At 68.5% G+C, this 25386-nt stretch carries 20 protein-coding genes; 7 read left to right on the top strand and 13 right to left on the bottom strand.

Features of this window, described 5'->3' with window-relative positions; all coding sequences use genetic code 11:
- Positions 1-119: 119 nt before the first annotated feature.
- The 4 genes from QHF89_RS34545 to QHF89_RS34530 are packed head-to-tail and all read right to left on the bottom strand — an operon-like array spanning position 120 to position 4983.
- Positions 120-1199 carry a DUF4340 domain-containing protein gene (locus tag QHF89_RS34545; protein ID WP_136932550.1) on the bottom strand — a complete coding sequence of 360 codons (1080 nt, stop codon included), beginning with the start codon at positions 1197-1199 and terminating at the stop codon, positions 120-122.
- 21 nt (positions 1200-1220) lie between these two features.
- A complete protein-coding gene (locus QHF89_RS34540; RefSeq protein ID WP_136968482.1) occupies positions 1221-3062 on the bottom strand; it encodes a GldG family protein in 1842 nt (613 codons plus the stop codon).
- 10 nt (positions 3063-3072) lie between these two features.
- Complete coding sequence (locus tag QHF89_RS34535; RefSeq protein ID WP_136932552.1) at positions 3073-3810, bottom strand: ABC transporter permease; 738 nt, start codon at positions 3808-3810, stop codon at positions 3073-3075.
- Positions 3811-3816: 6 nt separating this feature from the next.
- A complete protein-coding gene (locus QHF89_RS34530; RefSeq protein WP_284721290.1) occupies positions 3817-4983 on the bottom strand; it encodes an ABC transporter ATP-binding protein in 1167 nt (388 codons plus the stop codon).
- Positions 4984-5442: 459 nt separating this feature from the next.
- Here QHF89_RS34530 and QHF89_RS34525 point away from each other — a divergent pair, with 459 nt between their 5' ends.
- From QHF89_RS34525 to QHF89_RS34505, 5 genes are all read left to right on the top strand, one after another.
- The gene (locus tag QHF89_RS34525) at positions 5443-6546 is read left to right on the top strand and encodes a hypothetical protein (protein ID WP_284721289.1); all 1104 of its coding nucleotides are present in this window, start codon (positions 5443-5445) and stop codon (positions 6544-6546) included.
- Between the two features lie 350 nt (positions 6547-6896).
- Positions 6897-7712 carry a DUF5131 family protein gene (locus QHF89_RS34520; protein ID WP_136968483.1) on the top strand — a complete coding sequence of 272 codons (816 nt, stop codon included), beginning with the start codon at positions 6897-6899 and terminating at the stop codon, positions 7710-7712.
- Between the two features lie 22 nt (positions 7713-7734).
- Entirely contained in the window at positions 7735-9054 is a 1320-nt protein-coding gene (locus QHF89_RS34515; protein WP_136968484.1) for a three-Cys-motif partner protein TcmP, read from the top strand.
- A gap of 59 nt (positions 9055-9113) precedes the next feature.
- Positions 9114-9986 carry a hypothetical protein gene (locus tag QHF89_RS34510; RefSeq protein WP_136968485.1) on the top strand — a complete coding sequence of 291 codons (873 nt, stop codon included), beginning with the start codon at positions 9114-9116 and terminating at the stop codon, positions 9984-9986.
- A 53-nt stretch (positions 9987-10039) separates the two neighbouring features.
- Positions 10040-11878 carry an ATP-binding protein gene (locus QHF89_RS34505; RefSeq protein WP_136968486.1) on the top strand — a complete coding sequence of 613 codons (1839 nt, stop codon included), beginning with the start codon at positions 10040-10042 and terminating at the stop codon, positions 11876-11878.
- On the opposite strand, the gene QHF89_RS34500 is transcribed toward QHF89_RS34505, so the two are convergent.
- The 7 genes from QHF89_RS34500 to QHF89_RS34470 all read right to left on the bottom strand — a co-directional run bounded on the left by QHF89_RS34500 (position 11872) and on the right by QHF89_RS34470 (position 20268).
- Positions 11872-12450, bottom strand: coding sequence for a hypothetical protein (locus QHF89_RS34500; RefSeq protein ID WP_136968487.1), 579 nt, complete (start codon positions 12448-12450; stop codon positions 11872-11874). The genes QHF89_RS34505 and QHF89_RS34500 overlap by 7 nt on opposite strands.
- Before the next feature lie 21 nt (positions 12451-12471).
- On the bottom strand, positions 12472-14616 hold the full coding sequence (locus QHF89_RS34495) for a hypothetical protein (RefSeq protein WP_136968488.1): 2145 nt from the start codon (positions 14614-14616) through the stop codon (positions 12472-12474).
- A gap of 81 nt (positions 14617-14697) precedes the next feature.
- Complete coding sequence (locus tag QHF89_RS34490) at positions 14698-15309, bottom strand: hypothetical protein (protein ID WP_136968489.1); 612 nt, start codon at positions 15307-15309, stop codon at positions 14698-14700.
- A 58-nt stretch (positions 15310-15367) separates the two neighbouring features.
- The gene (locus QHF89_RS34485; RefSeq protein WP_284721288.1) at positions 15368-15496 is read right to left on the bottom strand and encodes a hypothetical protein; all 129 of its coding nucleotides are present in this window, start codon (positions 15494-15496) and stop codon (positions 15368-15370) included.
- Between the two features lie 139 nt (positions 15497-15635).
- Positions 15636-16430, bottom strand: a complete 795-nt coding sequence (gene lipB / locus QHF89_RS34480) for a lipoyl(octanoyl) transferase LipB (RefSeq protein WP_136968490.1) — start codon at positions 16428-16430, stop codon at positions 15636-15638.
- Positions 16430-17920: an HD domain-containing phosphohydrolase gene (locus tag QHF89_RS34475; RefSeq protein ID WP_284721287.1), complete on the bottom strand. Its 1491-nt coding sequence runs from the start codon at positions 17918-17920 to the stop codon at positions 16430-16432. Before QHF89_RS34475 ends, lipB begins: the two co-directional genes overlap by 1 nt.
- A gap of 53 nt (positions 17921-17973) precedes the next feature.
- Positions 17974-20268, bottom strand: a complete 2295-nt coding sequence (locus QHF89_RS34470) for a pseudouridine synthase (RefSeq protein ID WP_232379814.1) — start codon at positions 20266-20268, stop codon at positions 17974-17976.
- 359 nt (positions 20269-20627) lie between these two features.
- Between QHF89_RS34470 and QHF89_RS34465 the strand changes: the two genes are divergently transcribed.
- On the top strand, positions 20628-21968 hold the full coding sequence (locus QHF89_RS34465; protein ID WP_136968491.1) for a hypothetical protein: 1341 nt from the start codon (positions 20628-20630) through the stop codon (positions 21966-21968).
- Here QHF89_RS34465 and QHF89_RS34460 read toward each other — a convergent pair.
- Together QHF89_RS34460 and cyaY are read right to left on the bottom strand one after the other, a co-directional pair.
- Positions 21937-22857 (bottom strand): matrixin family metalloprotease, encoded by a 921-nt coding sequence (locus QHF89_RS34460; RefSeq protein ID WP_136968492.1) that lies wholly within the window; start codon positions 22855-22857, stop codon positions 21937-21939. The genes QHF89_RS34465 and QHF89_RS34460 overlap by 32 nt on opposite strands.
- A gap of 16 nt (positions 22858-22873) precedes the next feature.
- Positions 22874-23209: an iron donor protein CyaY gene (gene cyaY, locus QHF89_RS34455; protein WP_136968493.1), complete on the bottom strand. Its 336-nt coding sequence runs from the start codon at positions 23207-23209 to the stop codon at positions 22874-22876.
- A gap of 106 nt (positions 23210-23315) precedes the next feature.
- Between cyaY and QHF89_RS34450 the strand changes: the two genes are divergently transcribed.
- Positions 23316-24845 (top strand): serine/threonine protein kinase, encoded by a 1530-nt coding sequence (locus QHF89_RS34450; RefSeq protein WP_136968494.1) that lies wholly within the window; start codon positions 23316-23318, stop codon positions 24843-24845.
- Positions 24846-25386: the final 541 nt, after the last annotated feature.

Raw genomic sequence — 25386 nt, 5'->3', positions numbered from 1 at the left:
CCCCTGCGGCCTAAAACGCATGAAACGTCCGGTCAAGCTTTCTCGACCGGGGCCACAAAACGGCGAAGGCTCCCTCTTGCGAAGGAGCCTTCGTGTGTCCGGGACCTACCGGGCTCGGGTCATTCGAGCTCGGGGGGCGCGTCGTGGCCGTGGCCGTCGTCCGCGCCGTGCTCGTCCTTCTTTTCGTCCTTCTTCTTGTCGTCGGACTTCTCGAACTTGGCGCGATCCGCCGTGGCCCAGTCGCCCGACCACGACGAGATCACGTAGACCGTGCCGTCCCCGCCCTCTTTCTGGGCGAAGCGGCTCGATCCCTTGCTCGTCTTGCCGACCTTGACCGTGATGTCGCCGGCGTTGTCCTTGAGCTTGATCTGGACCACGCCGCCGTTCGTCTCGGCCGCGTCGACCCCGGCGTCCGATTTCTCGTCACCGAAATCCTCGGCGGTCAGGGACTTGTAGGCGCGCAGCATGTCCTTGACCTTGGCCTCGTCGAACTTCTCCCACTTCTTCTCGGGCTTCTCGAGCTTCTTGTCCTTGTCGCGCTTCGCGTACGAGCCCGCCCACTTCTCGTCGTTCTTCGAGAAGCTGAACTGGCCGTTCGCGTTGGTCACGGACACCTGGATCACGTTCGCGTCCTCGAACTTGAGGATCGACGTCTCGCGCCAGTTCTTGACCTCACGCGTGTAGAGGAAGTTCGAATAGCCGCCGACCACCCACACGCCGTCCTTGCCGCCGACGCGCGCGAGCTGGCCACGAGAGCCGCTCTTGCCGAAGTAGGCGTCGAAGATCTTGCCGTCGCCCTTGTAGGCGAGGACATGGACGCCCTTCTCGTCGTCGAGCTCGTACTGCTTGTAGGTGCCCGTGCCGCGGTCGATGCTCTCCTTGACCTTGATGTCCTTCAAGTTGTCGAGGAGCGACCGCACGTTCGACGCGTTCGCCTTGGCGGACACGGGAGCCACGAGCTCCCATGCGTCGCCCTTCTTCTCCAGCGTGACGCTCGATTTGTCGGCGTTCTTGATCTCGATCTTGGTGATCGCCTCGACGTCGTCCTTCGCGGGCGCGAGCGCCGGGAAGTCGGCCGTCGCCGCGGTCGCGGAGTGGGCCGACATCTCCTTCTGCTTCGTCTGCCGCGTGGCGTAGAGGCCGCCGCCGAGGGCCGCGAGGACGCCGATCGCCACGTAGATCTTGTACTCGGTCTTCATGGGTGTCCTTCGTCTTCGTCGTCAGTCGAGTCGGATGGATTCCCGCGCGTTCTCACGCCGCCACCAGCGGAAGAGGCCGAACGCAGCGAAGAGCAAGGGGCCGAAGAGCGTGAGCGACCACTGCACCCGCGTCTGCGTCTTCTTGCGCTCGAGGCGATACTCCTCGGCCTTCTTCGTCGCCGTCGACTCGTCGTCGGTCGCGTCGATCTTCGGCGCCTCGATGTTCGCGTACGTGAGCTTGGGCTCCTGGAGGAGCTTCGCGCTCGTCGCGATGAGGTCCGAATCGCCGCTCATCCAGTCGAGGACGTTCTTGAACGCGAGGATCGTCGCCGTCAGGTAGTTCTGGGCGTACGGCATCGAGAGCATCTGCAGATCCTCGTCGCCGCCCATGCCGCCCATCATCATCATCTGCGGCGGCATCGGGGGCGCGTTGCCCGAACGCGCGTAGGGGTTCGCGAGGAACTGCGAGGCGCTGATCACGAGCAAGCGGCTCTTGTCCTTCGACTCGGCCGCCGTCTCGATGCCCTCACCCGCGCCGCCGAACGCGCTCTTGATCTTGCCCTCGAGCGCGACGGCCATCGCGCGCTGGCCGTACTCGCCCTTCGGCTTGGCCTGCGCGGAGAACTTGAGGTCGATCGCGTCGGAGGTGTCGATCGTGCTGCGCGGCGTGGAGCGAGCGACCACCTTCATCTGCGCGCCCGGCTGCTTCTCCGGGTGCGGGACGAGCGTCGACGGGAAGGGGAACGCGAGCTCCTCGATGCGGAAGAAGCCGGCGAACGACGAGTCGAGCGTCTGCTCCTTCTCGTCGAGGCCGTCGACGTGCTGCGCGTGCGCCATGCCGTAGCCGATGATGCCGATGACCTGGCCGGTCTGCGTCGGGACCGCGATGCGGACGGGGCGACCCCAGTCCATGATCGCTTCCTTCTTCATCTCGACGCCGTAGCCGTCGAGCAGTTTGTCCAGGCCGTGGAGGTTCAGCTCGGCCTTCATCGCCGCGTCGGAGGCCTTGAGGTTCACGGCGCCCGCGACCACCACGACCGACTTGTTCCCCTCCATGAGGAACTGATCGATGCGGCGGAGCTCCTTCTCCGTGTAGTCCTTGCCGGGCTGCGTGATGATGATGCCGGCGAGCTCCTTGTTGATCTCGGCGTCGCCGTTCTGCAGGTCGACCTCCTCGATCTTGTAGAAGGGCAACGCCTGGTCGAGGATCCCCTTCATCGAGGGACCGCCGCCGCGGCCGGGCTGCGCCGCCACGAGGTTCGTGTCGGTCAGCTTCATCTCGTCCTTGCCCGTGATGACGCCGTACTTCTGGTAGACGTTGTCGGCGCGGTCGCGGAGCTCCCGGATCTTGTTCGTGATCCAGAACTCGAGGCCCTGCGACTGGTCTGCCGACAGTATCGGGATCGCCTCTTTTTCGCTGCCGTACTTGAAGGCGATGCCCATGAAGCCGCGCGTGATCGTGGCCTGATCCTGGCCCGTCTCGCTGCCCTCACCGAAGGCCGCTTCCTGCAGGCCCGCTTCCTTCGCGGCCGTGCGCTGCTCCTCGGTCTTCGGCTCGATGAGCGTGTACTTGAACTTGCCGTTCGAGCCGCGCTCGTACTCGTTCATCAGGTCGACGAGATCCTGGATGAAGGCCTCCTGCTTGGGACCGCCGCGCGTCACGTAGACGTCGACCTGCAGGTCTTGCTTGAGGCCCTCGGAGACGAGGCGCGCCGATCCCTTCGACAGGGTGAACCGCTCGTTCTTCGTCACGTCGATGCGCTTGTTCTGGATGAACGCGATGACGTTCACGACGACGAGGATCGCCGCGACGAGGACGAGATAAACGCCGGTTGCCGCTCTGGCCTTGGTCTTGCGTTCCATGGCCTTCCTCCTACGCCCACTTCCGACGCTCGAGCGCGCGGAACGCCGCCATCAGGCAGCCCACCGCGATCGAGGCGAAGTAGACGATGTCACGGGTGTTGATCATGCCCTTCGCGAAGGGCACGAGACGGGTGTCGAAGCTGATGAACGAGATCGCCTCGCGCAGCCAGGGCGTCGGCATTTTGTCCGCCACGCTGCCGACCATGTGAAGCGCGAAGAGCACCACGAAGGTGATGAAAAACGCGACCGTCTGGCTCTCCGCGAGCGCCGAGATCAGAAGGCCGATCGAGACGGCCGCCGCGCTGTAGAGCAGCAGGCCGAGATACCCCGAGTAGACCGGGCCCATGTCGAGCGGGCCGAGATCCCAGGGCTTGAAGAACATGAGCAGCGGGTAGAGCAGCGTCGAGGCGACGAGCAGGAGCACGAGCCCCCACGCCCCGAGGAACTTGCCCAGGATCACCTCGTGATCCTTCACGGGCAGGGTGATCAGCATCTCGAGCGTGCCCGAGCGCTTCTCCTCCGCGAGGAGGCGCATCGTCACGACGGGGATGATCAGGAACGACAAACCCCGCGGCGCCTGCGCGAAGATCTGCACGAGCGAGGCCCGGTCCTGCTGCCAGAAACCGCCCCCGAACTCGAAGAACACAAAGCCCAGAAGGATCAGCCCGAGGCAGATCACGACGTAGGCCAGCGTCGAGTCGAAGTTCGAGCGGAACTCGCGCTTCGCGATGATGAATGTGGTGCCCATCGGCGTTCAGCCCTTCTTCTTCTTGTCGTCCTCGTCGGACTCGTCTTCGTCCTCGTCCTCGTCGGACTCGTCCTCATCGGACTCGTCTTCAGCGGACTCGTCCTCGTCCTCGTCCTCGTCTTCGTCCTCGGCGGCCGCTTCGGCCTCGTCCTCGTCGTCCTCGACGACGGGACGGCCGCGATCACGGCGCTCGTCGTTCTTCGTGAGCGCCTTGAACACGTCCTCGAGCTTCTGCGCCTCACGACGCATCTCGAGCATGAGCCAGCCCTTCGAGACGATGAGCTGGAAGATCTCCGCGCGGATGTCGCCGTCCTGCGCGCCCGCGAGCTGGAAGCTGTGCGCGCGATCGTCCGTCGGCAGCTCCACGACGCTCGTCACGCCGGGCAGTTTTTCGAGGGCCGTTTGCACTTCCTCGGCGCTCGGCGCCTTCTTCGCAGGGCCTCCCTCGAAGACGCGCTTCTCGTGCACCTGGACCACGTAGCGAACCCGGCCGCTCTTCGCGCGGATCTCCTCGAGCGGCCCGTCAGCGACGATGCGCCCCTTCGAGACGATGATCGCGCGCGCGCACGCCTGCTCGACCTCGGACAGGTTGTGGGTCGAGAGGAGGATCGTGCGCTCCTTGCCGATCTCCTGGATGTACTTGATGACCTCGGCCTTCTCGTTCGGGTCGAGGTCGCTCGTCGGCTCGTCGAGGATGAGAATGGGCGGGTCGTGCACGAGCGCCTGGGCGAGGCCGACGCGCTGCCGGTAGCCGTGCGACAGATCGCGGATGTCCTTGCCGAGGCTCGTCGCGAGGCCGCAGACCTCGACGATGTTCTTCATGCGCTTCTTGAACGTGGACGTCTCGAGCCCACGCATGTCCGCGACGAAGGTCAGGTACTCCCAGACGCTCATTTCCCCGTAGAGGGGCGCGCGCTGGGGCAGGTAGCCGATCTTCTTCCGGACCTCGAGGGGATCGTCGAATACGTCGTAGCCATGCACCCGCGCCGTCCCGCCGGTGGCGGAAATGAAGCAGGTGAGAATACGCATCGTCGTGGACTTGCCGGCGCCGTTCGGGCCGAGAAAGCCCACCACCTCCCCGCGGTGGACCTCGAAGCTCACCTTGTCGAGCGCGCGAAACGCCCCGTATCGCTTGGTGAGCCCATTGGCCTCGATCATCACGTCGGTAGACAATCCGACCTCCTTCGGTAGAGCGCGCACCTGAGCGCCCTTTGTCGCTGCACGGTAAAACCAGGTGAGGGTCCGCCAGAGCCGCACGGCGGCGCCCCCTCGGCTCGGGATCTCGCGATCTTGGCGATCTAGCCCGAGCGAACGGCGCGCATCCTAGCGGTGGGCGGATCCGTGTCAACGCCATGGTGACGTCGATCGCGCGGCCCAAACCCCCATCGAACGGCTTTATTCCCGGTCCGATGTCCCTAGTTGTGTAGCCAGGCATACTCGATGCGGGCGGCAGACGCGGAAGGGGCGAGGTGCGGGAAAGGGGCGGCGGGCCAGGAAGACGCGGGCGGCGCGGAAGCCGCGAGGAGGGCGGAGCGAGCCTGGACGTCCGGAGCGACGGGCGAGGGGGAGGGGGCGGTGGTAGCCTCGGGGCATCTTTCTTCGGCGCAGCGAGCGGCGAGCAGGAGGTCCTTCATGTCCCTTCGAAAGCAGTGGTCTGTTCTGGGTACGAGCGCGGCGTTCGCGCTCGGGCTGTGTGTCGTCCTCTCGGCGGCGTGTCGGGCGGAGGAGAACAACAACCCCTCGGGCGGCGACGGCGGCAGCGGCGCGACCGGTCCCACGGGGCCGGGCTCCGGGGGCGCCGGAGGCGAAGGCGGCGCCGGGGGCGCAGGCGGCGACGGCGGCGCCGGGGGCGCGATGTGTGACGGCAAGGAGGTCACGATCGAGCAGATCACGAACTCCAAGGCAGCGGGCGCGGTCGGGAAGGGGACCCCCGTGCGGGTGAAGGGCGCCGTCGCCATGAGCCACAAGTTCCTCGTCTCGCAGAGCAACGCGGGCAACTGCCTCTGGGGCGTGTTCGTGTCGGCGCCCGGCCTGACGGAGACGCAGGCGTACTCCGGGGTGATGGTGCTGAGCTACGGCGTGCCCGCGGTGATCCCGCCCGGCGGCAACAAGGCGTACTGCCCGAAGCTGTCGAACTACTACGAGGGCGATCCGCTGCCGGGCGACGCGATCCCGGACGACGTGAAGCCGGGCGACACGCTCGACATCACGGGCGTGGCCGATTCGTTCCTGCTCGCGGCCTGCGCGAACGAGATGAACGGGAGCAAGGTGCCGCAGACGCAGATCGCCTTCACGTGCTCGGTGACGCGGACGGGGACGGGACCCGTGCCGGCGCCGCACGCGTTCACGGACGCGGCGGAGGTGGCGAAGCTCGGCTCGACGACGGACGCGGACTTCCACAACGCGTGGGGCGGCGTGAAGGTGCGCGTTTCGAACGCCAAACCCGTGCCCCAGCCGAACCCGGCGCCGATGGGGATGGGCGAGGTCGTGGTCGGCGACTTCGGCGTGATCAAGCTCCAGGACTCGAACGTCGAGGTCGGCGACAAGATCTATTACCGCGGCTACGATAAAAACGGTTGCTACGCGGCGCCGGTGTTCTGGGACGTCAATATGACGTTCAATACGATCGACGGCTTCAGCTACCTCAGCTATTGCACCTGGGGCATGCAGCCGAACAGCAAATGCAGCGATTTCGATCCGAAGAGCGAGGACTGCGGCGGCTTGACCTGCCCGTAGAGGCGTAGAGCGACCGAAGCGGCTCGGGGAGGGAAGGGCTTCGAGCGCGGGGGGGCCCTGAGCGGGGCCGGGGGTGAAGACCTTTCTACAACGTGCGGCCAAGGACCGCGTGTTTCTGAAGCTGTTCTTGGCACGTTCCCCTTCGCTCCTCCTCCCACCTGACGAAGTACATGTCGCAGGCTCCTCGGCCACTCACCTCGTTGAGGAGCCTGGTGCACAACTGCGCTCGTGAAGCTTGTCCGGCGAAGCTGCAAGCACCGTGGCTGATACGCGTACATCCAGAAATGTAACCCTTGCCCCTACCAGGGTTCATACTGTACATACGTCCATATGACGCTACGGATGCTGTCATGAGTGACGGGAGCTCTATCGAGTGGACGGACGCGACCTGGAATCCGGTCCGCGGGTGCACCAAGATAAGTCCTGGCTGTAAGCATTGCTACGCGGAAACATTCGCGGAGCGCTTCCGAGGTGTCCCCGGCCACCCTTACGAGCAGGGCTTCGATCTTCGCCTCGTCCCAGACAAACTGCTCGACCCCGTCGGTTGGTCCCGATCGAGACGGATCTTCGTCAACTCGATGAGCGATCTGTTTCAGGAACAGGTTCCGGAGAGCTACGTCCAGCAGGTGTTCGAGGTCATGGCGACCGCTGACTGGCACATCTACCAGGTGCTCACAAAACGGGCGCGGCGCCTACGTGATCTGACGGCGCAGATGCCTTCACGGCTCGTGCACCGGAAGCATGTTTGGCTCGGCGTGAGCGTCGAGGATCGGAAGTACGGCCTGCCGCGCATCGATGCGCTGCGGGAGGCGCAGGCGAAGGTCCGCTTCCTGTCGGTCGAGCCTCTGCTCCAAGACCTAGGTACGGTTGATCTGCGCGGGATCGACTGGGTGATCGTCGGCGGAGAAAGCGGGCCTCGAGCACGACGGATGGAGGAGGCGTGGGTCCTGTCGCTCCGGGATCAGTGCCGAGACGCGGGCGTGCCGTTTTTCTTCAAGCAGTGGGGCGGGGTGCTGAAGGCACGGACGGGGAGGCTCCTGCAGGGGCGTACGTACGACGAGTATCCGGAAATCGTGGCAGCGGCAGCGCCCAGCGCAGCCGAGCGAGCACGGCGGACCGTAGCGTTACGTAGACTGCTCGGGCAGGATGCGATCGCCGCAGAGTAGGTGACGAAGGGCGGGGGCGGACGTGCCGAAGAAAGAATACGACTGGAGCAACGGGCCGGCTGTGCTGGAGCCGCACAGCCTCGCAAAGCACACGATTCTCCAGAAGTACGTAGAGCAGTACGTACAGATCCTCATGCGGGGCGGCAAGGTGCCTCAGCTCGGACTTGTCGTCGTCGACGGCTTCGCTGGGGGAGGCGAGTACGTTCTCAAGGGCGAGTCCATCATCCGCCCTGGCTCTCCCATCATCTTGATCGAGGGCGTCCGCAAGGCGATCGACGCTATAAACAAGCCCCGCAAGAAGCCGATCGTCGTGGATGAACGGTACTTCTTCATCGAACGGAACGCCGCGGCGTTCAAGTACCTGGACGATACACTCGTGAAGCGCTTCGGAGACGCGTTCTGCCAGGAGAAGGTGCATCGGATCCATGGCTCCTTCGAGGAACACGTGTGGCGCGTCGTCGATCAGATCCTGTCCATGCCCAAGCCCACTCCACGACCGATCTTCGTTCTGGATCAGTACGGGTACAGCGATGTCCCAGTGGACATGATCCGTGGGATTCTTAAGCGATTACCCAAAGCTGAGGTGTTCCTCACGCTCGCTGTGGAGCACATCTCTGCCTACGCTTCATCGCTCCGGGAGGCGCTTGCGACGCTGCGGTCATCCCTTCATGTCGACGTGGACACCCTCACTGCGCTTGTAGAGGGCAGGAAGGAGATCGCCGAGCTTGACGAGATGCAGGTTCATGACCGGAACCAGACCATGCTGTACGTCCAGTGGCTCCTCCACGAGGCGTTCGCAAAGCATGCGGGAGCGACCTGTTATACGCCGTTCTTCATCACATCAACCACGAGCCGTCGCTCGTACTGGTTTTTGCACTTGGCGAACAGCGCAAGAGCCAACGACGTGGTGAAGGAACTTCACTGGGACATCGCAAACCATTTTCGGCACCATGGTCGTCCCGGGACCAAGATGCTCGTCTTGGGCTTCGATCCATCGAAACTCTCGAGGGATCAGCTCGCGTTCGACTTCGCCTTCGACGACTCCGCACGCGCGCAGACCGTGGATGCGCTTATCGATGAGCTGCCCGCGCTGTTGCAGGAGAAGTACAAGGACGGCGTCTCGCTTCGATCGTTGTACGAGAACCTCTGTAACACCACGCCTGGTTCGAAGAACATGCTTGGCGAGAGCCTGAACACGCTCTGTGGAGTGGGTGAGCTCCGCAAGGAGGGCGTGAAGGGAGAGGTCCGCGAACCGACGACGAAGCTACACGATACAGACATCGTGCGTCCGGCGGTTCAGAGCCGTTTGTTCTCGATCCCTGAACTTCGGAAGAAGCGGTGAAGCGCCAACCCTCGTGCGTGTGTTTCCCATAGTCTTAGGCCTCCTAGTGTGGAGGCCACATGCCCAAGATCACGAAGCCACCGGTTGCTCGTGCAACCCAACGGACGTCCACTGCCAAAGGTGCCGCCGGAGTCAAGAGCAAAAACGCAGCGCCCAAGACGCCCTTTACGACCGACGATGCCGCAGCAGCTTATACCCACTTCCTTTCCCTCGCCGAAGCGTTGCCCGCTGAAGATGTCCTCATGCGCAGCGGTGACGTCAGCATTGCGCTGACAAATGTTCGCCGCGGGGTAGACGCCATCAGGCCTCACGTCGCCCAGATCCCGAAGCTCTTGCCGAAGGTCGCCGTTCACGAACTCCTTGAGCTTCCCGCCCTCGCGCTCGCCCTCCTCCACGCTGATGGCCGCATCACGAAGGCCACATCTACGCGCGAGATCGACGCTGCACTCTCACGGGTTGGCCCGCTGCGTGATCTCACGCTCACGTACCTGGAGATCGTCGCCGAGCTCGGGCTGATTGCGAAGGATCGTGTTCGCGCAATCCGCACCGGCAAGGGCAAGCTCGACAACGCTCGCGACTGCATCGACATCGCGGGGCTCTTCCGTGAGGTCGCGCCGACGCTCGCAGGGAAACACCCGTTCTCGGACGAGCAGCTCGACGAGCTTGCGAAGACGGGCACCTGGCTCGTGCAGACGTTGAAACCCGCGAGCACTACCCGGGCGAAGCGCACACGCCCTGCGGCTGCCATGGTCCGCGATCGCTTCTGGAAGCTCGTGGAGGACCGCCACGACCAGCTACGCACCGTGGGCGTCGCCCTGTTCGGCATCCGGAATGTCGACGAGCACGTGCCGCCGCTCCTCTCGCGGGTGAGCACGCCCAAGGCCGCCGGTGAACACGAGCGTGGCGCTTCCTCGGAGACCACCGAAGCCTAGTCCTGTCGAAGCGCTCCCCGAAACGCCCCGATTCCGAGTACGCTCGGGCCATCATGGCCGCCCGCCGTACGACCGCCACGACAAGGCCGAGCCCCTCGCTCCAGGCGCTCCTCGGCCTCTCGGGGCTGCTCGCGCGCGGAAAAACCGGCGGCCTGCTCTCCGAGGCCCTCGCGCTCGTCCTCGAAGGCGTGGGCGCGCAGCGCGGCGCCGCCTATGAGGCCACCGAGGACGGACTCGAGCTAAAAGCCGACGTGGGGCTGCCCGCGACGCTGCGCGCCTACATCGGCACGTTCCCGAGCGCCGAGGTGCCCTGGTTTCCAGCACAGACGGCCGCCAAGAAGAGGCGCATCACGACGGAGATGGACGCCGCCACGGCGCTCGCCGGGCGGATCGATCGGGAGCTCGTGAACAGCGCAGGCTGGGGCACGATCCTCGCCATGCCTATCCTGATCGGGAGGGACGTGCTCGGCGCGCTGGTCGTCGCCACGCCGTCGGCGGAGATGCTCTCGCCCGAGGCGCCGTTCGTGCTGGAGACGGCGGCGAACATGCTCGCGCTCTCGATGGCGCACGAAAAGGCGCAGGGACGCGCCGCGGCGCTCGCCGCCGAGGAGGTGAAGCCCGCGGCGGGCGCGCTCGAACGGCGGGGCGCGGACGCGAAGCTCGCGCGGCTGGCGATCCTGGGCTCGCTCGCGGCGGGGTTCGCCGACGAGATGCGCTGGCCGCTCTCGTCACTCGGCACGCAGCTCGAAGAGCAAGAGAAGCTCATCGGCCACCTGCGCGTGCGGTTCCCCGGTGTGGCCTCGGCGCTCGACGATCTCGCGCGGATCCAGGACGAAGCCACGACGGCGCTCCGGTTCGCGCGGACCGCGGGGACACGGCTGCTCTCCGCGCTGGAGGATTCGAGCGCAGAGCCCGTGGATCTCGGGGATCTCGCGCACGAAGCCGCGGCCCTCGTCGAGCCCACGGCGCGCGCGCGGAATGTCGATCTGCTGGTGACGGCCGTGCATGGATCGTCGCCGATTGTCGTAGGAAAGCGGAGTGATCTCGGTCAACTCCTGCTCTCCTTGCTCACGAACGGGGTCGAGGCCTGCGCGGTCGCCGCGGAGGCGGGCACGAAGGCGAAGGCCGGCGAGGAGCCGCAAAAGCCGCTCGTGTGCGTGACCGTGACGCGCGACAAGGAGCAGGTCGTCGTGCGCGTGGAGGACGCGGGGGCAGGCGTCCCGCCCGACGTGCGGGCCCGGATCTTCGACGCGTTTTTCACGACGAAAAAGGAGTCCCTCGGGCTCGGGCTCACGCTCGCGCGGCAGGTCGCGGTCGCGCACCGCGGGACGTTGGAGCTCGATCGATCGGATCTCGGCGGCGCGCTCCTCAAGGTCGTGCTGCCGGCCGCGCCGATAGGCGTGTCGGCGGCGCGGAACCACCCGCCGCCGCCCTCCCGGCGCAAGCCTTTGGGGTCGCCTTCCGTGCCTCCCGCCGGCCCGTCCACGGCCCGCGACGGCTGGACCTCCGCCCCGAGGGCCATCGAGCAAAAGACGTCACGAAAGCCCGTCCGCGCGCCCCTCCCGGTCGGCAATGCGCTCGTCGTCGCCGCGGATACGGATGTGTGCGCACCCACGCAGCGGGTGCCACGGACGCCGTCCGGAGGGCACGCCGCGCAGACGCCGAAGGTCCCGGCGGTCGTGATGTCGCACCGGTCGAGGACGGCGCCCCGCGTGGATATCGTCTCGTCGCCGAAAGGTTATGATTCGTCGCAGATCGCGACGCAGAAGATCGCGCCGAAGCCGCCCCGGACGAGCACGACCCCCGGCGGGAGCGTGGTGCCGACCGCGCGGGTGCCCGAGGCGCCGAAACGGGGGCCGCGATCGCGGCGGTCGAAAGAATCCCCTCAATAACCCCAGACGTATTCGGCGCGGAGGTAGGCGCCGATCATCTGATCGACGCCGCCCTTCGGGCCGAGGAGGAGCACACCGTAGCGGCCTGACACGCCGACGGTGAAGCTGCGGCTGACCTGGTAGTCGATGCCAACCGGCAACGAGAAGCCGAGGCGGCCGCTCGTGCAGCCCGTCTCGCCCGCCGCGCCGCAAGGGTCGAGGGCCGAGACCGCATACCCGCCGGCCATGACGCCGAACCAGGGGACCACGCGTAGGATATCGACGACGTATCCAATGCCCACGCTGCCGCCGGCGAGGACGACGGGCGTCGCGCCGGGGGCGAAGCTGCCGTCGACCTGGACGAGGAGGTTGAACGTGTCCGTGAGGCCGTATGTGCCGTGCAGCGCGGCGCCGAAGCCGTGGAGCGAGGTCGCCGTGGTGGGAATGCTCTCGCCGGGCAGGCCGGGCAGGACGAGGGAATACCCGAGCCCGCCGCCGACGTGCCACTGCCGCTCGTAGGCCTCGGCCGCGGGCGCGGCGGCCAGAATCGACAGGAACGAAGCAAGGAGCAAGGGCGCGCGGGACCGTCGCATCGGAGAGAGCGATAGCACCTTTTACAGGTCGAGGTGCCGCGCGAGCTCGATCCGCGTCGGATCTGTGGCCACGCCGCGCAAGAATCGATAACGCGCCTCCCAGCGCGTCGCGGCCTCGGCGTCGCCGCGGAAGCGCGCCGCGTCGGCCCGCGCAAAGGCATAGGAGCGGAGCGAGAAGCGGCGCAGGTCGAAGGCCGAGACCGCGTCGAGCCAGATCTCCACGTCCCCCTCGGTCGGCGCGAGCAGGCGCCCCGCGAGCGCGAGGTGCACGCCGAGCCAGGGCGGAGAATCGCCGCGATCCCGGAGCGCCGCCCAGCGCGCCGCGTGGCGGAGCGAGGGATCCGCGCCCGCGAGGCCTGCCCAGCCGTCGAGCGCCCGCGTGACCCGCGCCGATTGCGCGGCCGCGTCGCCGGCCCGGTACGGTTCGAGCGGGTTGCCAAAGCCGATCCACGAGACCGCCGTCCCGGCCTCGACGTCCGCCCACGGAGGCGGCGGCGCCGTCCTCGCGCCGAGCGCGGCGAGCTGCCAGCGCGCCCGCGCCGCGAGGAGCACGTCGTGGCAGGCCTCGGCCCGCGCCTCCGCGCGTTCGGCCGACGCCCGCGCCTCGTCGCGCTTGCCGAGCGCCATGGCGAGCTCGGCCCGCTGCAGCGCGACCGCCGCCGGGACCCGCGGATCCGAGGCGGCCTTGCCCGTGCGCTCGTCCTTCGCCGGCGTGTCGTCCACGGCGAGCTCCGCGAACGCCTTCTCCCGATCCCCGGCGAGCCGGAACACGTTCGACCGCACGAGCGCGCGGCCGTGAGGCCCGAGGCCGAGCGCGGTCGCGGCCTCGTCCGCGGCGGTCGCCCCGGAGGCCGCGTCGCCCTCCCGCGCGAGCGCCGCTGCTGCTTCGAGCCAGAGCGCGCCGCGCGCCGCGACGAGCGCCTCTGCCGTCGCGCGTTCGGGGCCCACCTTGGACGCGCGGAGCTTTGCTTCGAGGCCGAGGACCCCGCGCGCCGCTGCCACGAACGTCGCCCCCGGGACCACCGGCGGCGGCTCCACGTCGCCGAGCACGGGCCGCCGCTCGGCGAGCCACTCCGTCGCGGTCCACGCGAGCGGCGCGGCGAGCGGAGCCTCGTCGTCGCGCGCGCGGGACAGCCGAGCGACCTCGTCCGCGTCGAGATCCGCGCCCGCCGCGAGCACCGCCGCGAGGAGCGCGACCCGCCCCCCCGGCCCACGTGGACCGTTCTCCAGCAGTAACCTCGCGGCCGCGATGGCCGCCTGCACGGGCTCGGTCGCCTCGCCGTTCGCGCGGGCCGCAGCGAGGCGCAGCCGGAGGAGCGCGCGTTGCTCCACCACGTCCGCGCCTCCCGCTTTCGGGCTCTCCGGCATCGGCGGCGGCGATTTTCCCGCGCGCGCGGCGCAGGCGACGAGCAGCGCGCGGACCTCGCCGAAATCCCGCGACATGCCCTCGTACCTTCGCGAGGCGCGATCATCTTGCACGAACGGCAGCATCTCGAAGCCGCGCGTCACGTCCTCGCCCAGGCAGAGCACCGCGGCGATCGCCGTGCGGTGGTCGTGATCCCGCGGATCGTAATCGGCGTACCTCCGCGCGAGGGCCTCGGCGCGCTTCGGATCGGCTTCGAGCAGGGCCGCGCGCATCGCCGCGATCCGCACGCGGAAATCGAGCCACATGTCACCCCGCGCGAGCAGCGTGCGGCGATCCCCCAGCGCGTCGGCTTCCCGCCCGAGATCCGGCGCGCCGACCGAGGGGCCGAGCTCGTCGAACGCGAGCCGCTGCGAGCCCTTTTTCACGACCTCGGCGTCGAGGTCGAGCGCGTCTGCCGCCTTGGCCAAGCGCTCGACCGAGGGCGCGCCGACGGCCGCCTCGACGTAGTTCGCGAGCGCGACCCGCGCGTTGAGCTCCTCGGCCCGGTAGCGCGCGCGGTTCGCGGTCCACGGCAGGCGCGCCGGCAGGAGCATCCACTCCATCGGCTCGCGGCAGGTCAGGACCTCCGGCGGCGCGGCGGACTCGTACGACACGAGGCACTTCTTCGCCTCCCGCGTCCCGTGCGCGAGCATGATCTCCGGCACGGTCACGAACGCGACCGCGCCCGTGGCCAGGACGGCGACGCTGGCGAGCGCGACCTTTTGCGCCTTGCCGAGCTGCTTGTGCCGCGTCGCGCCCATCGGCGCCCTTCTTAGCTGATTTTCGGTCGCCGCTGCACGGGGGAGCGCGCTCTCCGAGGCTTCTTCCACGCCGTGTGCGCTTCAGATCACCGTCGACGCCACGGCGATCCCGGCTGCGATCGAGCCGAGGCCGGCGAGCGCTTGCAGGCGCGGGCCGAGGGAAGGGGCGACGCGGGTGAGCGAGCGCATCGGCCAGGCCACGAGCGCGGCGATGAGCGCCATGCCGATCACCGACGCGAGCCCGAAGACGCCCACGAAGACCAGCGCCGCCGTACGCGCCTGCATCGTGCTCGCGACGAGCAACGTGAGCGCCGCCGTCCCCGAGGCGCCGTGCACGAGCCCGACCAGCAGGGGCCGCTTGACCGTCTTCGGGGGCGGGCCGTCCTCCTCCACGGGCTTCTGCCGGCGCGACACGAGCGCGCCGATCCCGAGCCCGACCAGCATCACGGCGACGGCGACGTCGAGGGCGAGGGCGATCGAGGGGGGCACGGTCGCGCCGGAGGCCACGAGCGCGCCGCCGGCGAGGACCATCACGGCCCCGTGCCCGAGCCCCCACAGCGCTCCGGACCAGGCCGCCCGCGCGACCGTCCCGCCGCGCGCCACGAAGGTGCACACGGCTGCGACGTGATCTGCCTCGAAGGCATGCTTGAGCCCGAGACCCAGGCCGAGGACGCTCGCCGCCACGACGGACATGGCCGGCACCGTAGCACAGCGCATACCGGCTGTGTCACAGCGTGTGCGGCGCGGATCCTCACCAGGGAGGACGGCCCGAGGGCGGCGGCGGGGGCGGCTTGGCCGGGAACGACAGCCCGCAGTCCTCGCAGACGACCGCGATGTCGAGCCCGTCGAGGAAGGGGTTGTTCCGTCGCCGCACAGGCATCGCCCGGCCGCCGCAGCGCGGGCAGCGATCGACCGAAGACGGGTCCGCTGCCGTCTGCGCGACGGAGATTTGGGGAGGCGGAGGCGAAGAAGCAGACCCCACGGATCCCGAGGATCGCACGAAGCGACCCCCCGCGGAATCAGCCGGCGGCGGGTTTTTCTTGCTCTGCGACGCCGGAAGAGACGTGGTCCCCCGCGAGCGTGGCTTCGAGATCGGACACGTGGGCGATGTCCTCGACGCGCGGGACGGAAAGTTCGAGCCCGCGCGAAAGGATCTCGTGACAGCCGAGCGCGAGATCACGCACGGCAGGCGCGCGGCCGACGAGCTCTTCGATCGACGTGACGCTGTGGTCGCGGAGCCCGCACGGCACGATCATCCCGAACGATTGGAGGTCCACGGACAGGTTCAACGCGAAGCCGTGCATCGTGACCCAGCGCGAGAGGCGAACGCCGATCGCGCCGAGCTTCGCGATCTCGCTCGCCCAGGGCGCGCCGGCCCACTCCGCGGGTTTGGCGCGATCGGCCCACACGCCGATGAGCCCGTCGACGACGCCCGATTCGACCCCGAGCTCGCGCGCGAGCAGAATCATCACCTCCGCGAGCGAACGGACGTAGCGGCGCACGTCGCATCGATCCGGCTTGAGATCGAGGATCGGATAACACACGAGTTGTCCGGGCCCGTGGTAGGTCACGTCGCCGCCGCGGCCGGTCTGGACGAGATCGACGCCGCGCGCGGCGAGCAGCTCCTCGCCGAGCAGCACGTTGCCTGTGTCGGCGGCGCGGCCGAGCGTCACGACGGGCTCGTGCTCGACGAGCAGGATGAGATCCTCGATGTGCCCGTCCGCGCGGAGCGAGACGAGGTGCTGCTGCAGCGCGTGGATCGGCTCGTAGCGCCGTCGACCGAGGAAATACGCCTTCGCCTGTCTCTCGCCCACTACTCCGGTACCTTGTCTCCGGCGCTGCGCCGTTCGTCGCGGTAGCCCTCGATGTTGTCCGTGAAGTTCGCGGCGACCTCGGGATCGAACTGCGAGCCGGAGCAGCGCTCGATCTCGGCCAACGCGACCTCGTGCGGCAGCGCGCGGCGATAGGATCTGTCACTCGTCATGGCGTCGTACGTGTCGGCCACGGCGATGATGCGCGCGATGATGGGGATCTCGTTGCCCTTCAGCTTGAGCGGATATCCACGCCCGTCCCAGCGCTCGTGGTGCAGGTGCACGCCCGGGATGAGCGGGTGCAAGAACTTGATGGGATCGAGGATGTCGCGCCCGAAGACCGGGTGCTTCTTGAAGACCTCGTACTCGTCCTGCGTGAGCTTGCCGGGCTTGTTGAGGTTCAGGACGCAGCCGATCTTGCCGATGTCGTGCATCAGCGCGCTCTGCCGGACGATCTCGACCTCGAACGCGGAGAGGCCAAGCTGTCTCGCGAGGAAGACGGCGTAGAGCGCGACGCGATCCGAGTGACCCGAGGTGTAGCGATCCATCTTGTCGATGGCCTTCGCGAGGCCCTGGATCGTCTGCTGGAACGTGGCCTGCAGATCCTGGTAGAGGCGCGCGTTCTCGATCGCGGCGGCGGCGCGCGACGCGATGATGCTGAGGAGCTTGCGTTGCCCCTCCTCGAAGCGTCGGCCCTTCGAGAACGAGCCGAGCGCGATGAAGCCCATGAACCGCTGCCCGATGCGCAGCGGCACCGCCACGAGCGAGTAGAGCGGCACCTCGGGCGGCGCCGAGAAGAACTTGAGCCCGCGCGGCCCTTGTTCGAGCAACGTCGCCTCCGCGCGCAGGTGCGTGGCGATCTTGTCGTGATCGAGCACGCCGATCGCCGCGTCCTCGGGCAGCGAAGATCCGCGGATGTGTTGCCGTTCGAAGAGCCCGCCCTCGCCGTCGTCGAGCCACGTCGACACGAGATCGCTGCGCACCTCCGAGAGGCAACTCTCGGCCACGGTCTCGAGCACCTGATCGAGCGAGAGGCTCGCCTGGATGGCCTCGCTGACTTTGTACAGGCCGAGCGCCTCGCGCAGGCGCAGGTTCTCCGCCGCCATGCGCTGCTTCTCGAGGCCGCGCTGCACGACGTGGATCACCTCGTCGAGCTTGAAGGGCTTGAGCACGTAGTCGTACGCGCCGCGCTTCATCGCGTCGATCGCGGTCTCGACCGTGCCGAACCCCGTCATGATCACGGTCAGCGCGTCGGGCGAGGTCTTGCCGATCTCGTCGAGCAGCGCGATGCCGCCCATCTTCGGCATCTTCAGGTCGCTGATGATGAGATCGTAGTGCGACTTCGTCAGCTCCCCGAGTGCGGCGGAGCCATCCTCGGCGGTGCGGACGATGTAGCCTTCCATGCCCAGGAAATCCGCCAGCATGTCGCGGATCACCTTCTCGTCGTCGACCACGAGGATACGCGGGCGCTCTTCCGTGAGTTGAGACGGCACGGGCCGAGCCTACCAGATGTCTTGCAACTTTTCGGGCGAGATGAATCGCGCCGTCAGTCGTCGTCGGAGACGATCGCGTGGCGGATCGTGCGGGGCGACTCGTCGAGCTCGGGGACGTGCTCGGTCGGCGCCTCCGTGATGGTCGGCGAGGGGAGGCCGCCGGGCGGCGCGTACGAGGGCGGCTGCGCGTAGCCCGGCGGCGAGGCGTACGAGGGCGGCGACGCGAACGAGTCGGGCGACGCGTACGACATCGGCTCGGCGAGCGAGTCCGGCGGATACGAGGGCGGCGGCGGCGCGAGATCGGTCGGCATCGGGCCGATCGCTGGCTGCGAGCCGCCGCGATCGAGCGGCCGTGGCGGCGGTAAGGGCGCGCTCGCCGGTTCGCCCGGGAGCATCGACGAGGCCCGGTTCTCGCCGAGCGCGTGCTTCTGTTCGAGGAACTTGATCACGGACGAACCCGTCGCGCGCTCGAGCGACGCGCGCAGATCCCCCGGCAGCGTCGACTCGATGAGCAGCTTCGCGCCCGTGCGCGGATGCACGATCTCGATGCGGATGAGGTGCACGAACGAGCGATCGAGGCCGTGCTTCTCCTCGAAGTAGCGGTTCGTCGGCACGTGGCCGTACCGCTCGTCGCCGAGCACCGGGTGCCCGATCGCCGCGAGGTGGCGGCGGATCTGGTGCGGCCGGTGCCCGTCGGGGATCACGCGCAGGATCGAGTGACCCGAGGCCACGGCGAGGCGGCGGTACCGCGTCCGCGCCATGTAGCTGCGGCCGCCCTCGCGCAGGTCGCGCGCGATGGCGCCCTTCGTCGGCGTGACGCCCTTCGCGGCGACGAGGTAGATGAGCCGACCGCTCGTGGCGAGCGCCGTCGTCCAGAGCTGCCGCGCCACCTCGTTCCGCGCGAAGATGCAGAGGCCGCTCGTGCCGGTGTCGAGCTTGTTCACCACCTTGAGGTTCGACACGCCGGGCAAACGCAGACAGCGCTGCATCAGCGAGCCGAGGTACTCCGGCTGGTTCTCGACCGGCTCGTGCGGGCCCTTCTCGACCACGATGACGTCGTCGTCTTCGTAGATCACGCGCGGCTGCGCGGGCGGCGCGCGCTTGAGCACCGCCACCGTCTCGACCTCTTCCGTGAGGGGGATCATGTCAATCGGGATGAGCTCGCTCGACGTGTAGCCGAGGCGGCTGAAGTGATCGAGGTCGCGCGCCAGCGTATCGGGATCACACGAGACATAGATGCAGAGCGGCGCGCCGAGGCGGGCGATGGCCTCGCGCGCCGCGGGCGAAACCCCGCGCCGCGGCGGGTTCATCACCACAGCGTCGAACTTCTCGTTGTTCGCGAGCAACGAGTTCACCACGTCGGCCGCGTCGCCGACGCGCGCGTCGAGCTTGCCGAGCCCCTGCGCTTCGGCCGCCGCGCGCGCGTTCTGCACCGCCGGCGCGAACGACTCCACCATCGTCACGATGTTCTTCGCGTGCGACAGCGCGATCGAGATCGCGCCCGATCCGCCGTAGAGATCGAGCACCTTCGGCTGCCGCCGGTTCGTGCCCGTCTCGTCGATCAAGAGCTGCATGTCGAGCGAGGCGATCTCGCGCGTGATGAGCGCGTGCACGCGCGACGCCTGGCCGCGGTGCACCTGCACGAACGATCCGAACGAGGCCACGTGGTACGTCGGCCCGATGCGATCCTCGGCGTGCGGCACGCCGTCGAGCACCATCGTCTCCGGCCCGAGGATCTGCGGCGCGTCCGCCTCGTGCAGGTTCGCCGCGATCCCCACGACGCGCGGCAAAAGCGCCCGGAGCGCGCGCCCCGCCTCCTTGAGCTCATCGCGCGAGGGGACACGATCACGCTGGAGCACGAACGTGAGCAGCACGCCCACGCGGTTGCCTTGTGCGGTCGTCGTCGTCTCGGGCAGCGACGTCGTGCCCGGCATGTGCACCTCGCGCAGATCGATCGCGCGGAGCACGCCGCCGCCGTGCGGATCGTACGGCAAGAGCAGCCCGCGGGCCTCCGGCGGCGGCGACGCGATGAGCCCGCGCAGGATCGTCGTCACCTCGGCGAGCGCGGGCGCGAGCACGCGGCAGTTCGGGATGTCGATCACGTCGTGGTTGCCGGAGCGACCGTAGAGCCCGATCCCGCCCGTCGGCGACACGATGAGCTTCGCGCGCCCGCGGTAGCCCACGATCTGGTCGCCGGGCACGACCTGGCGCGTGTACAGAAGCTCGAGCGCCGGGTAGTGCACGATCGCGCTCACCACGCGCGCGCGCTTCGTCGTGAGCTGCTGGGCGTAATCCATCCCGATGAGTGGACAGCCGCCGCATTGCTCGGCGTGTACGCACTCGATCATGGTCGACGGGATCTCGCCGGCTCGTAGGGTCCGACGCGTGGGATTCGAAAGAATACCCCGCCCGGTACCTGCGGCCCCGGGGGTGCCATCGGGACCATTCGGCCCGTTTTTCCCTGCGCCTGGGTCCATCAGCGGTAGATTACAAGCGTCGCTCGGGGACGTCGAAGCAGGAAAACTCGCGGCCCATCGTTTTCTTCTTCGAGCGGGGAATCTCACCACCGGGCGGTCGGGGCCAGACCCGGGGTCGGCCCCGGCGACCACCGGACGAGGGCGGTGGTAACTTTGTCGGCACGGCTGCTCGGGGCCGCGTAGGATGCCGACCGGCGAGGGTTCTAGCCGCCCGCGCGATCGACCGAGCCATGCCGAAGAGGCGTCCCAGCGCCGCAGGTCGCGACCGACGAACAGGCCCGGATCGTCCTCAGCCGACGTGGATCCGCCACCTGCTCGGGGTGGGTCTCGCCGCCGCCGTGGGGTGTTTCGTCGCGCCCGCAAGCGCCGCGCCCGGGGATGCGCAGGCGCAGAAGGGGATCGCCCTCGCCCGGAAGGGGGAGTGCGGCGACGCCGTCCCGCTGCTCGAAGAGGCCGAGGGCCTCCGGCACCGGCCCGAGACCGCGGTCGCGCTCGCGAGCTGTTACGAGATGGCGGCCGAGCTCCTCCAGGCGAGCGCCCTCTACGGCGTCGTCGCCGAGGAGCCGCCCGATCGGACCCACACCCGCGGCGACCGCGCGGCCATCCAGATCGCCAAGCGCAAGCAGCGCGAGATCGAGGACCGCATCCCCACGCTCACCTTCGTGATCCCCAAGGGCTACGAGGGCGTCGTCGTCACGATCGACGGCGAGCCCCTCGAACAGCCGGCCGAGCCGCAGAAGGTCGATCCCGGCGACGAGCTCGCGGTCGTGATGAAGGCCAAGGGCCGCAAGGAGCGCAAGGAGACGATCACCCTCGAAGAGCGCGAGCGCCGCATCGTCACGCTCGAGCTCGCGCCGCTCGGATCCGCGGCCGCGCCCGGGCCCATGGTCCCTTCGAAGGAGCCACGCCTCTGGCTCGGCGCAGCGTACCGCGGCTACATCATCCCGCGTTTCGCCATGAACATCTTCGGCGACGGCGGGCGCACCGTGATCGCGCCGGGCGGCGCGCTGAGCCTCGTGCGCCCCGCGGGCAACCTCGACATCACCTTCACCCTCGGGTACGCGGCCTTCTTCCTGCCACCCACGCCCTTCAAGCCGCGCGGCACGCCCGACACCGAGTACGAGATCGCCTCTGCCGATCTCTCCTCCCTCCAAGCTTCGTTCGAGCTCGTATGGAACATCCCGCTCGATCGTCGGCAGCGCTTCCGCTTCCGCATCGGCGGGGGCCTCGGCGTCGGCTACACCTTCCTCGGCGGCCTCTACCGCACGCAGGCGTATCCGCCCGGCTTTTCGCCCGCGGATCCGTACACCTACCGGCCTTGCACGGCGCCGAACGATCCAGCGGGCAGCTTCCGGTACTGCAACCAGCTCGACAAAGACGTCGACCATTACGGCGGGTACGAAGAGCCGAGCTGGTTCTCGGGCGGCGTGCGGCCGCTCGTCTACCCGTGGATCGTCTTGCCCCTCGTCGGCCTCTCGTTCCGCCCCACGCCGGGCGTCTCGATCGATCTCGACGTCGCGCCGACCCTCTCGGGGATCCTCACCGGCCTCGGCGTGCGCTTCGGGCTCTGATCCTTCGAGCCCCAACGAACCCGAGCGCCACGAGCGCGAGCGCCGGCGCCAGAGGTCCCGCCTCGCGCGCGCCCGGCCCGCGTCCCACGCTGCAATCGCCCTCCGTCTGCTTCGCCGCGCACTCCGGCGAGAAGCCGTGGCGGGGCAGGGGATTGCAGCGCGCCGTATCGACGAGCTCCTCCGCGGGCGGATACGCCTCGCAGATCGCCGCGATGTCGTCCGCCGCGAGCGTGCGCGGCAGCAGGCTGCCCGACGTGTAGTTCGGCCACATCGTCGCGTTCGCGTCCTCGGCGTGCGCGAGCCCGAGGAAGTGCCCAGCCTCGTGCGTCATCACGGAGAGCAGATCCGTCTGCACCTCTTCGAGGTTGTCCGACGTCGTGAACGGGAAGCCGTGCGTGTTGACCTCGATGTCCGCGTCGTAGATCTCGCCCGTCCGCGTATCGAACGTCACGGTCGTCAGCGCGATGTTGTGCGGCCCATCCGGGTGCGTCCACGTCGCGTCACGGAACACCACCACGTTCGCGTTGCCCGCGTTCGAGTTGTACTCGATGCGGTTGCACAAGATCGGCCCGAGGTTCTGCACGTGGATGTTCGGCGGCCCAGGCACCGCCGTCTCGCAGACCGGCTGCTCCCACGCCCGGAACGACTCCTCGACGACCCCCACGGCCAGCGGATACGGCACCTCCTCGGACGCATCCACCTGCACGCTCACGCCCACGCACGGCCGCTTCCAGAGCAGCGGCTTGCAAGCCGGATCGTCCCACGGCGGCGGCCCGCAGAGCTGGCCCTCGGCGCACGTCGAGGCGCGGCAATAAGCGTGTGCGTCCGAAGCAGCGCTCGTCACGAGCGCCATCCCGATCAAGAGACCGAGGCGAGGCGTCGAGCGCATGCCGGCTCCTCCGCGCTCAGGGGGCGAGCTCGATCGTCCTGCCGAGCTTGCGCGAAAGCACGCCCTGCACGGTCGTCCACAGCTCTGCGCCGTCCTTCGATGCGTGCCAGCTCGCGCCTCCGGCGCGCGGATCGAAGTGCCAGGCGTTCCGCTCAGCGGCCATCCAGATTTGCCGCGCCGCGCGATGGCTGTTGATGACGTACTTGGTCCCGTCCTGGAACTCGACCGTGAGGACCCCCATCTGCAGATCCACCTCGATCCCGTCCAGGTCGCCGAGCGCTCGCTCGAGCTTGCGCAGCGTGTCGTCCGCGGCGCGTTCGAACTCCCGTTCCGAGATGCCCTCGGTGCTCATGGGTCGAACCTACCTCGGGCGAAGGCGACCGCCAAGCCGCCGCGCCCCGCTTTCGTTTGGCGTCCAGATTGACTAGGATGGGCTGCCACCCGAGGACGCCTCGCGCATGCCGGAGAAGAAGAAGATCACCCCCGGCCTGGTCATCGCCGGCCGGTATAGCGTGATCCAGGAGATCGGCCGCGGCGCGGTCGGCTCCGTGCACCTCGTGCAGCACATCCACACGGACGAGCAGTTTGCCCTCAAACTGCTGCACGACCCGGCCGCGGCGAGCCCCGAGAAGATCGCCCGCTTCCGCGTGGAGGCACGCGCCCCGGCAAGGATCGACAGCGACCACGTGGTTCGCATCACGGACGCCGACGTCGCGCCCGAGCTGAACGGCGCGCCCTTCTTCGTGATGGAGTACCTGCGCGGTCGTGACCTCGGCGCCGAGCTCGACATGCGCGGCCCGCTCCCCGCCCCCGAGGTCGTGCTCTACATGCGCCAGGCAGCACGCGCGCTCGACAAAGCGCACGCCCTCGGCATCGTCCACCGCGATCTCAAGCCAGAAAACCTCATCCTGATCGAGCGCGAAGACGGCGTGCCGTGCATCAAGCTCGTCGACTTCGGCATCGCCAAGCTCACAGGCGACGCCGCCACGATCGCGCAGATCGTCTCGCGCACACAGACCGGCCGCATCTTCGGCACGCCGCTCTTCATGTCACCCGAGCAAGCCACAGGCCGCGTCTCGCTCGTCGGTCCCGCGACAGACGTGTGGGCCCTCGGCCTCGTCGCGAACCGTCTCCTCACGGGCCGTGATCATTTCGAATCCGACACCGTCGCCGAGCTGATCGGCAAAATCGCATACGACCCCATCCGCCCCCCAAGCGAGCTCGGCACGATGCTCGGCCCTGCCTACGACGCCTGGTTCCTCCGCTGCTGCCACCGCGAAATCGGCAAGCGCTTCCGCTCCGCAGGCGAAGCCGTCACCGCGCTCGCCGCCGCCCTCGGCGTCGAAGAGGGCGACGCGCTCATCGACGCCGTCATCTCCTCGCGACGCGCCCTCGGCAGCATGGCGTACAGCGAGACGATGCGCGCGCCGCCCTCCTCAGGCCGCGACTCCATCGACATCCTCCTCGACGCCCTCGAATCCAAAGGCCCCCCCGCGCCGTCCTCGCCCGCGAGCGCATCCACATTCCCCGCCATCAAGCCTCCACCCGTCCCCAAGCTCCCCGCCACGCTCTCAGACCCCGAGCTGCCCGCGCACCTACGCCCGCCGCCGAGCACGACCGCCGTCACGACCTCCGCCGACGTCCCCGTGCAGCCAACCCTCGACCCCCCACCCGCACCTCGCGCCTCACGCGGCGCCCTCGTCGTCGGCCTCGTCATCGCCGCAGCACTCGCAGCAGGTCTCGTGATCGGTCTCGGCTTCGTCGGCTCGAGCCGCACGAGCGAGCCCCTCTCCACAACGAGCGCCTCGCCCGCCGCCTCAGGTCTCCCCTCATCCGTCCGCGCAGGCGTCACGCCCCCACCCTCGACCTCTCGATCGACCATCCTCCCCGCCACCACGATCGCGCCAGCCCCCTCAGCCTCGGTCGCGCCCAGCGTCCTTCCGCGAGGCACCGTGCCCCGGAAGGATCCGCTTTACGGTCGTCATTAGGCGTCGCGCCGGGGCGCTGCCCCGGTCCCCGCGGGGGGCTGTCCGCCCCCTCGACCCCGGACCAGGCACGGCCTGGACCGAGGTGGAAGAACTGCGCGATGCGCAGTTCTTCCAGCGGGCCGGTGGCAAGACCATGGAGGGGCGTCTCGAGCTGGCGGCGTGCACCGAGGAGGTCGACGCGAGGCGAGCCGTTCGGTGGACGATGGCCGGTGGGTGTCGACACGAGGCGACCCCCTCGGGAGAGGATGACCTGCGGGTGTCGACGCGAGGCGACCTCCTCGGGAGAGGATGACCCGCGGGGGTCGACGCGAGGCGGCCTCCTCGGGAGAGGATGACCTGCAGGGGTCGACACGAGGCGACCCCCTCGGGAGAGGATGGCCTGCGGGGGTCGACGCGAGGCGACCTCCTCGGGAGAGGATGACCTGCGGGTGTCGACACGAGGCGACCCCCTCGGGACAACAGAGCTAGACCATTGCTTGGACCTATTGCGAGCCCCCGCTCACACGTTCGCGCTTGACGGTTGTATGCAGGCCCGACAACC

The organism is Polyangium sorediatum (assembly GCF_029946465.1).
GTDB classification, from domain to species: Bacteria; Myxococcota_A; Polyangia; order Polyangiales; family Polyangiaceae; genus Polyangium; species Polyangium fumosum.
The sequence above is the reverse complement of the archived record's forward strand: the minus strand, read 5'-3'. Positions and strand labels throughout refer to the sequence as shown.

Coding starts and splice junctions, on each gene's coding strand:
- cyaY (WP_136968493.1), bottom strand. CDS start 23,209: ATGAGCACCGAGGGCATCTCGGAACGGGAGTTCGAACGCGCCGCGGAC.
- QHF89_RS34450 (WP_136968494.1), top strand. CDS start 23,316: ATGCCGGAGAAGAAGAAGATCACCCCCGGCCTGGTCATCGCCGGCCGG.
- QHF89_RS34525 (WP_284721289.1), top strand. CDS start 5,443: ATGTCCCTTCGAAAGCAGTGGTCTGTTCTGGGTACGAGCGCGGCGTTC.
- QHF89_RS34540 (WP_136968482.1), bottom strand. CDS start 3,062: ATGGAACGCAAGACCAAGGCCAGAGCGGCAACCGGCGTTTATCTCGTC.
- QHF89_RS34520 (WP_136968483.1), top strand. CDS start 6,897: ATGAGTGACGGGAGCTCTATCGAGTGGACGGACGCGACCTGGAATCCG.
- QHF89_RS34460 (WP_136968492.1), bottom strand. CDS start 22,857: ATGCGCTCGACGCCTCGCCTCGGTCTCTTGATCGGGATGGCGCTCGTG.
- QHF89_RS34505 (WP_136968486.1), top strand. CDS start 10,040: ATGGCCGCCCGCCGTACGACCGCCACGACAAGGCCGAGCCCCTCGCTC.
- QHF89_RS34490 (WP_136968489.1), bottom strand. CDS start 15,309: ATGTCCGTCGTGGCGGCGAGCGTCCTCGGCCTGGGTCTCGGGCTCAAG.
- QHF89_RS34465 (WP_136968491.1), top strand. CDS start 20,628: ATGCCGAAGAGGCGTCCCAGCGCCGCAGGTCGCGACCGACGAACAGGC.
- QHF89_RS34485 (WP_284721288.1), bottom strand. CDS start 15,496: ATGCCTGTGCGGCGACGGAACAACCCCTTCCTCGACGGGCTCGACATC.
- QHF89_RS34545 (WP_136932550.1), bottom strand. CDS start 1,199: ATGAAGACCGAGTACAAGATCTACGTGGCGATCGGCGTCCTCGCGGCC.
- QHF89_RS34535 (WP_136932552.1), bottom strand. CDS start 3,810: ATGGGCACCACATTCATCATCGCGAAGCGCGAGTTCCGCTCGAACTTC.
- QHF89_RS34500 (WP_136968487.1), bottom strand. CDS start 12,450: ATGCGACGGTCCCGCGCGCCCTTGCTCCTTGCTTCGTTCCTGTCGATT.
- QHF89_RS34510 (WP_136968485.1), top strand. CDS start 9,114: ATGCCCAAGATCACGAAGCCACCGGTTGCTCGTGCAACCCAACGGACG.
- QHF89_RS34470 (WP_232379814.1), bottom strand. CDS start 20,268: ATGATCGAGTGCGTACACGCCGAGCAATGCGGCGGCTGTCCACTCATC.
- QHF89_RS34495 (WP_136968488.1), bottom strand. CDS start 14,616: ATGGGCGCGACGCGGCACAAGCAGCTCGGCAAGGCGCAAAAGGTCGCG.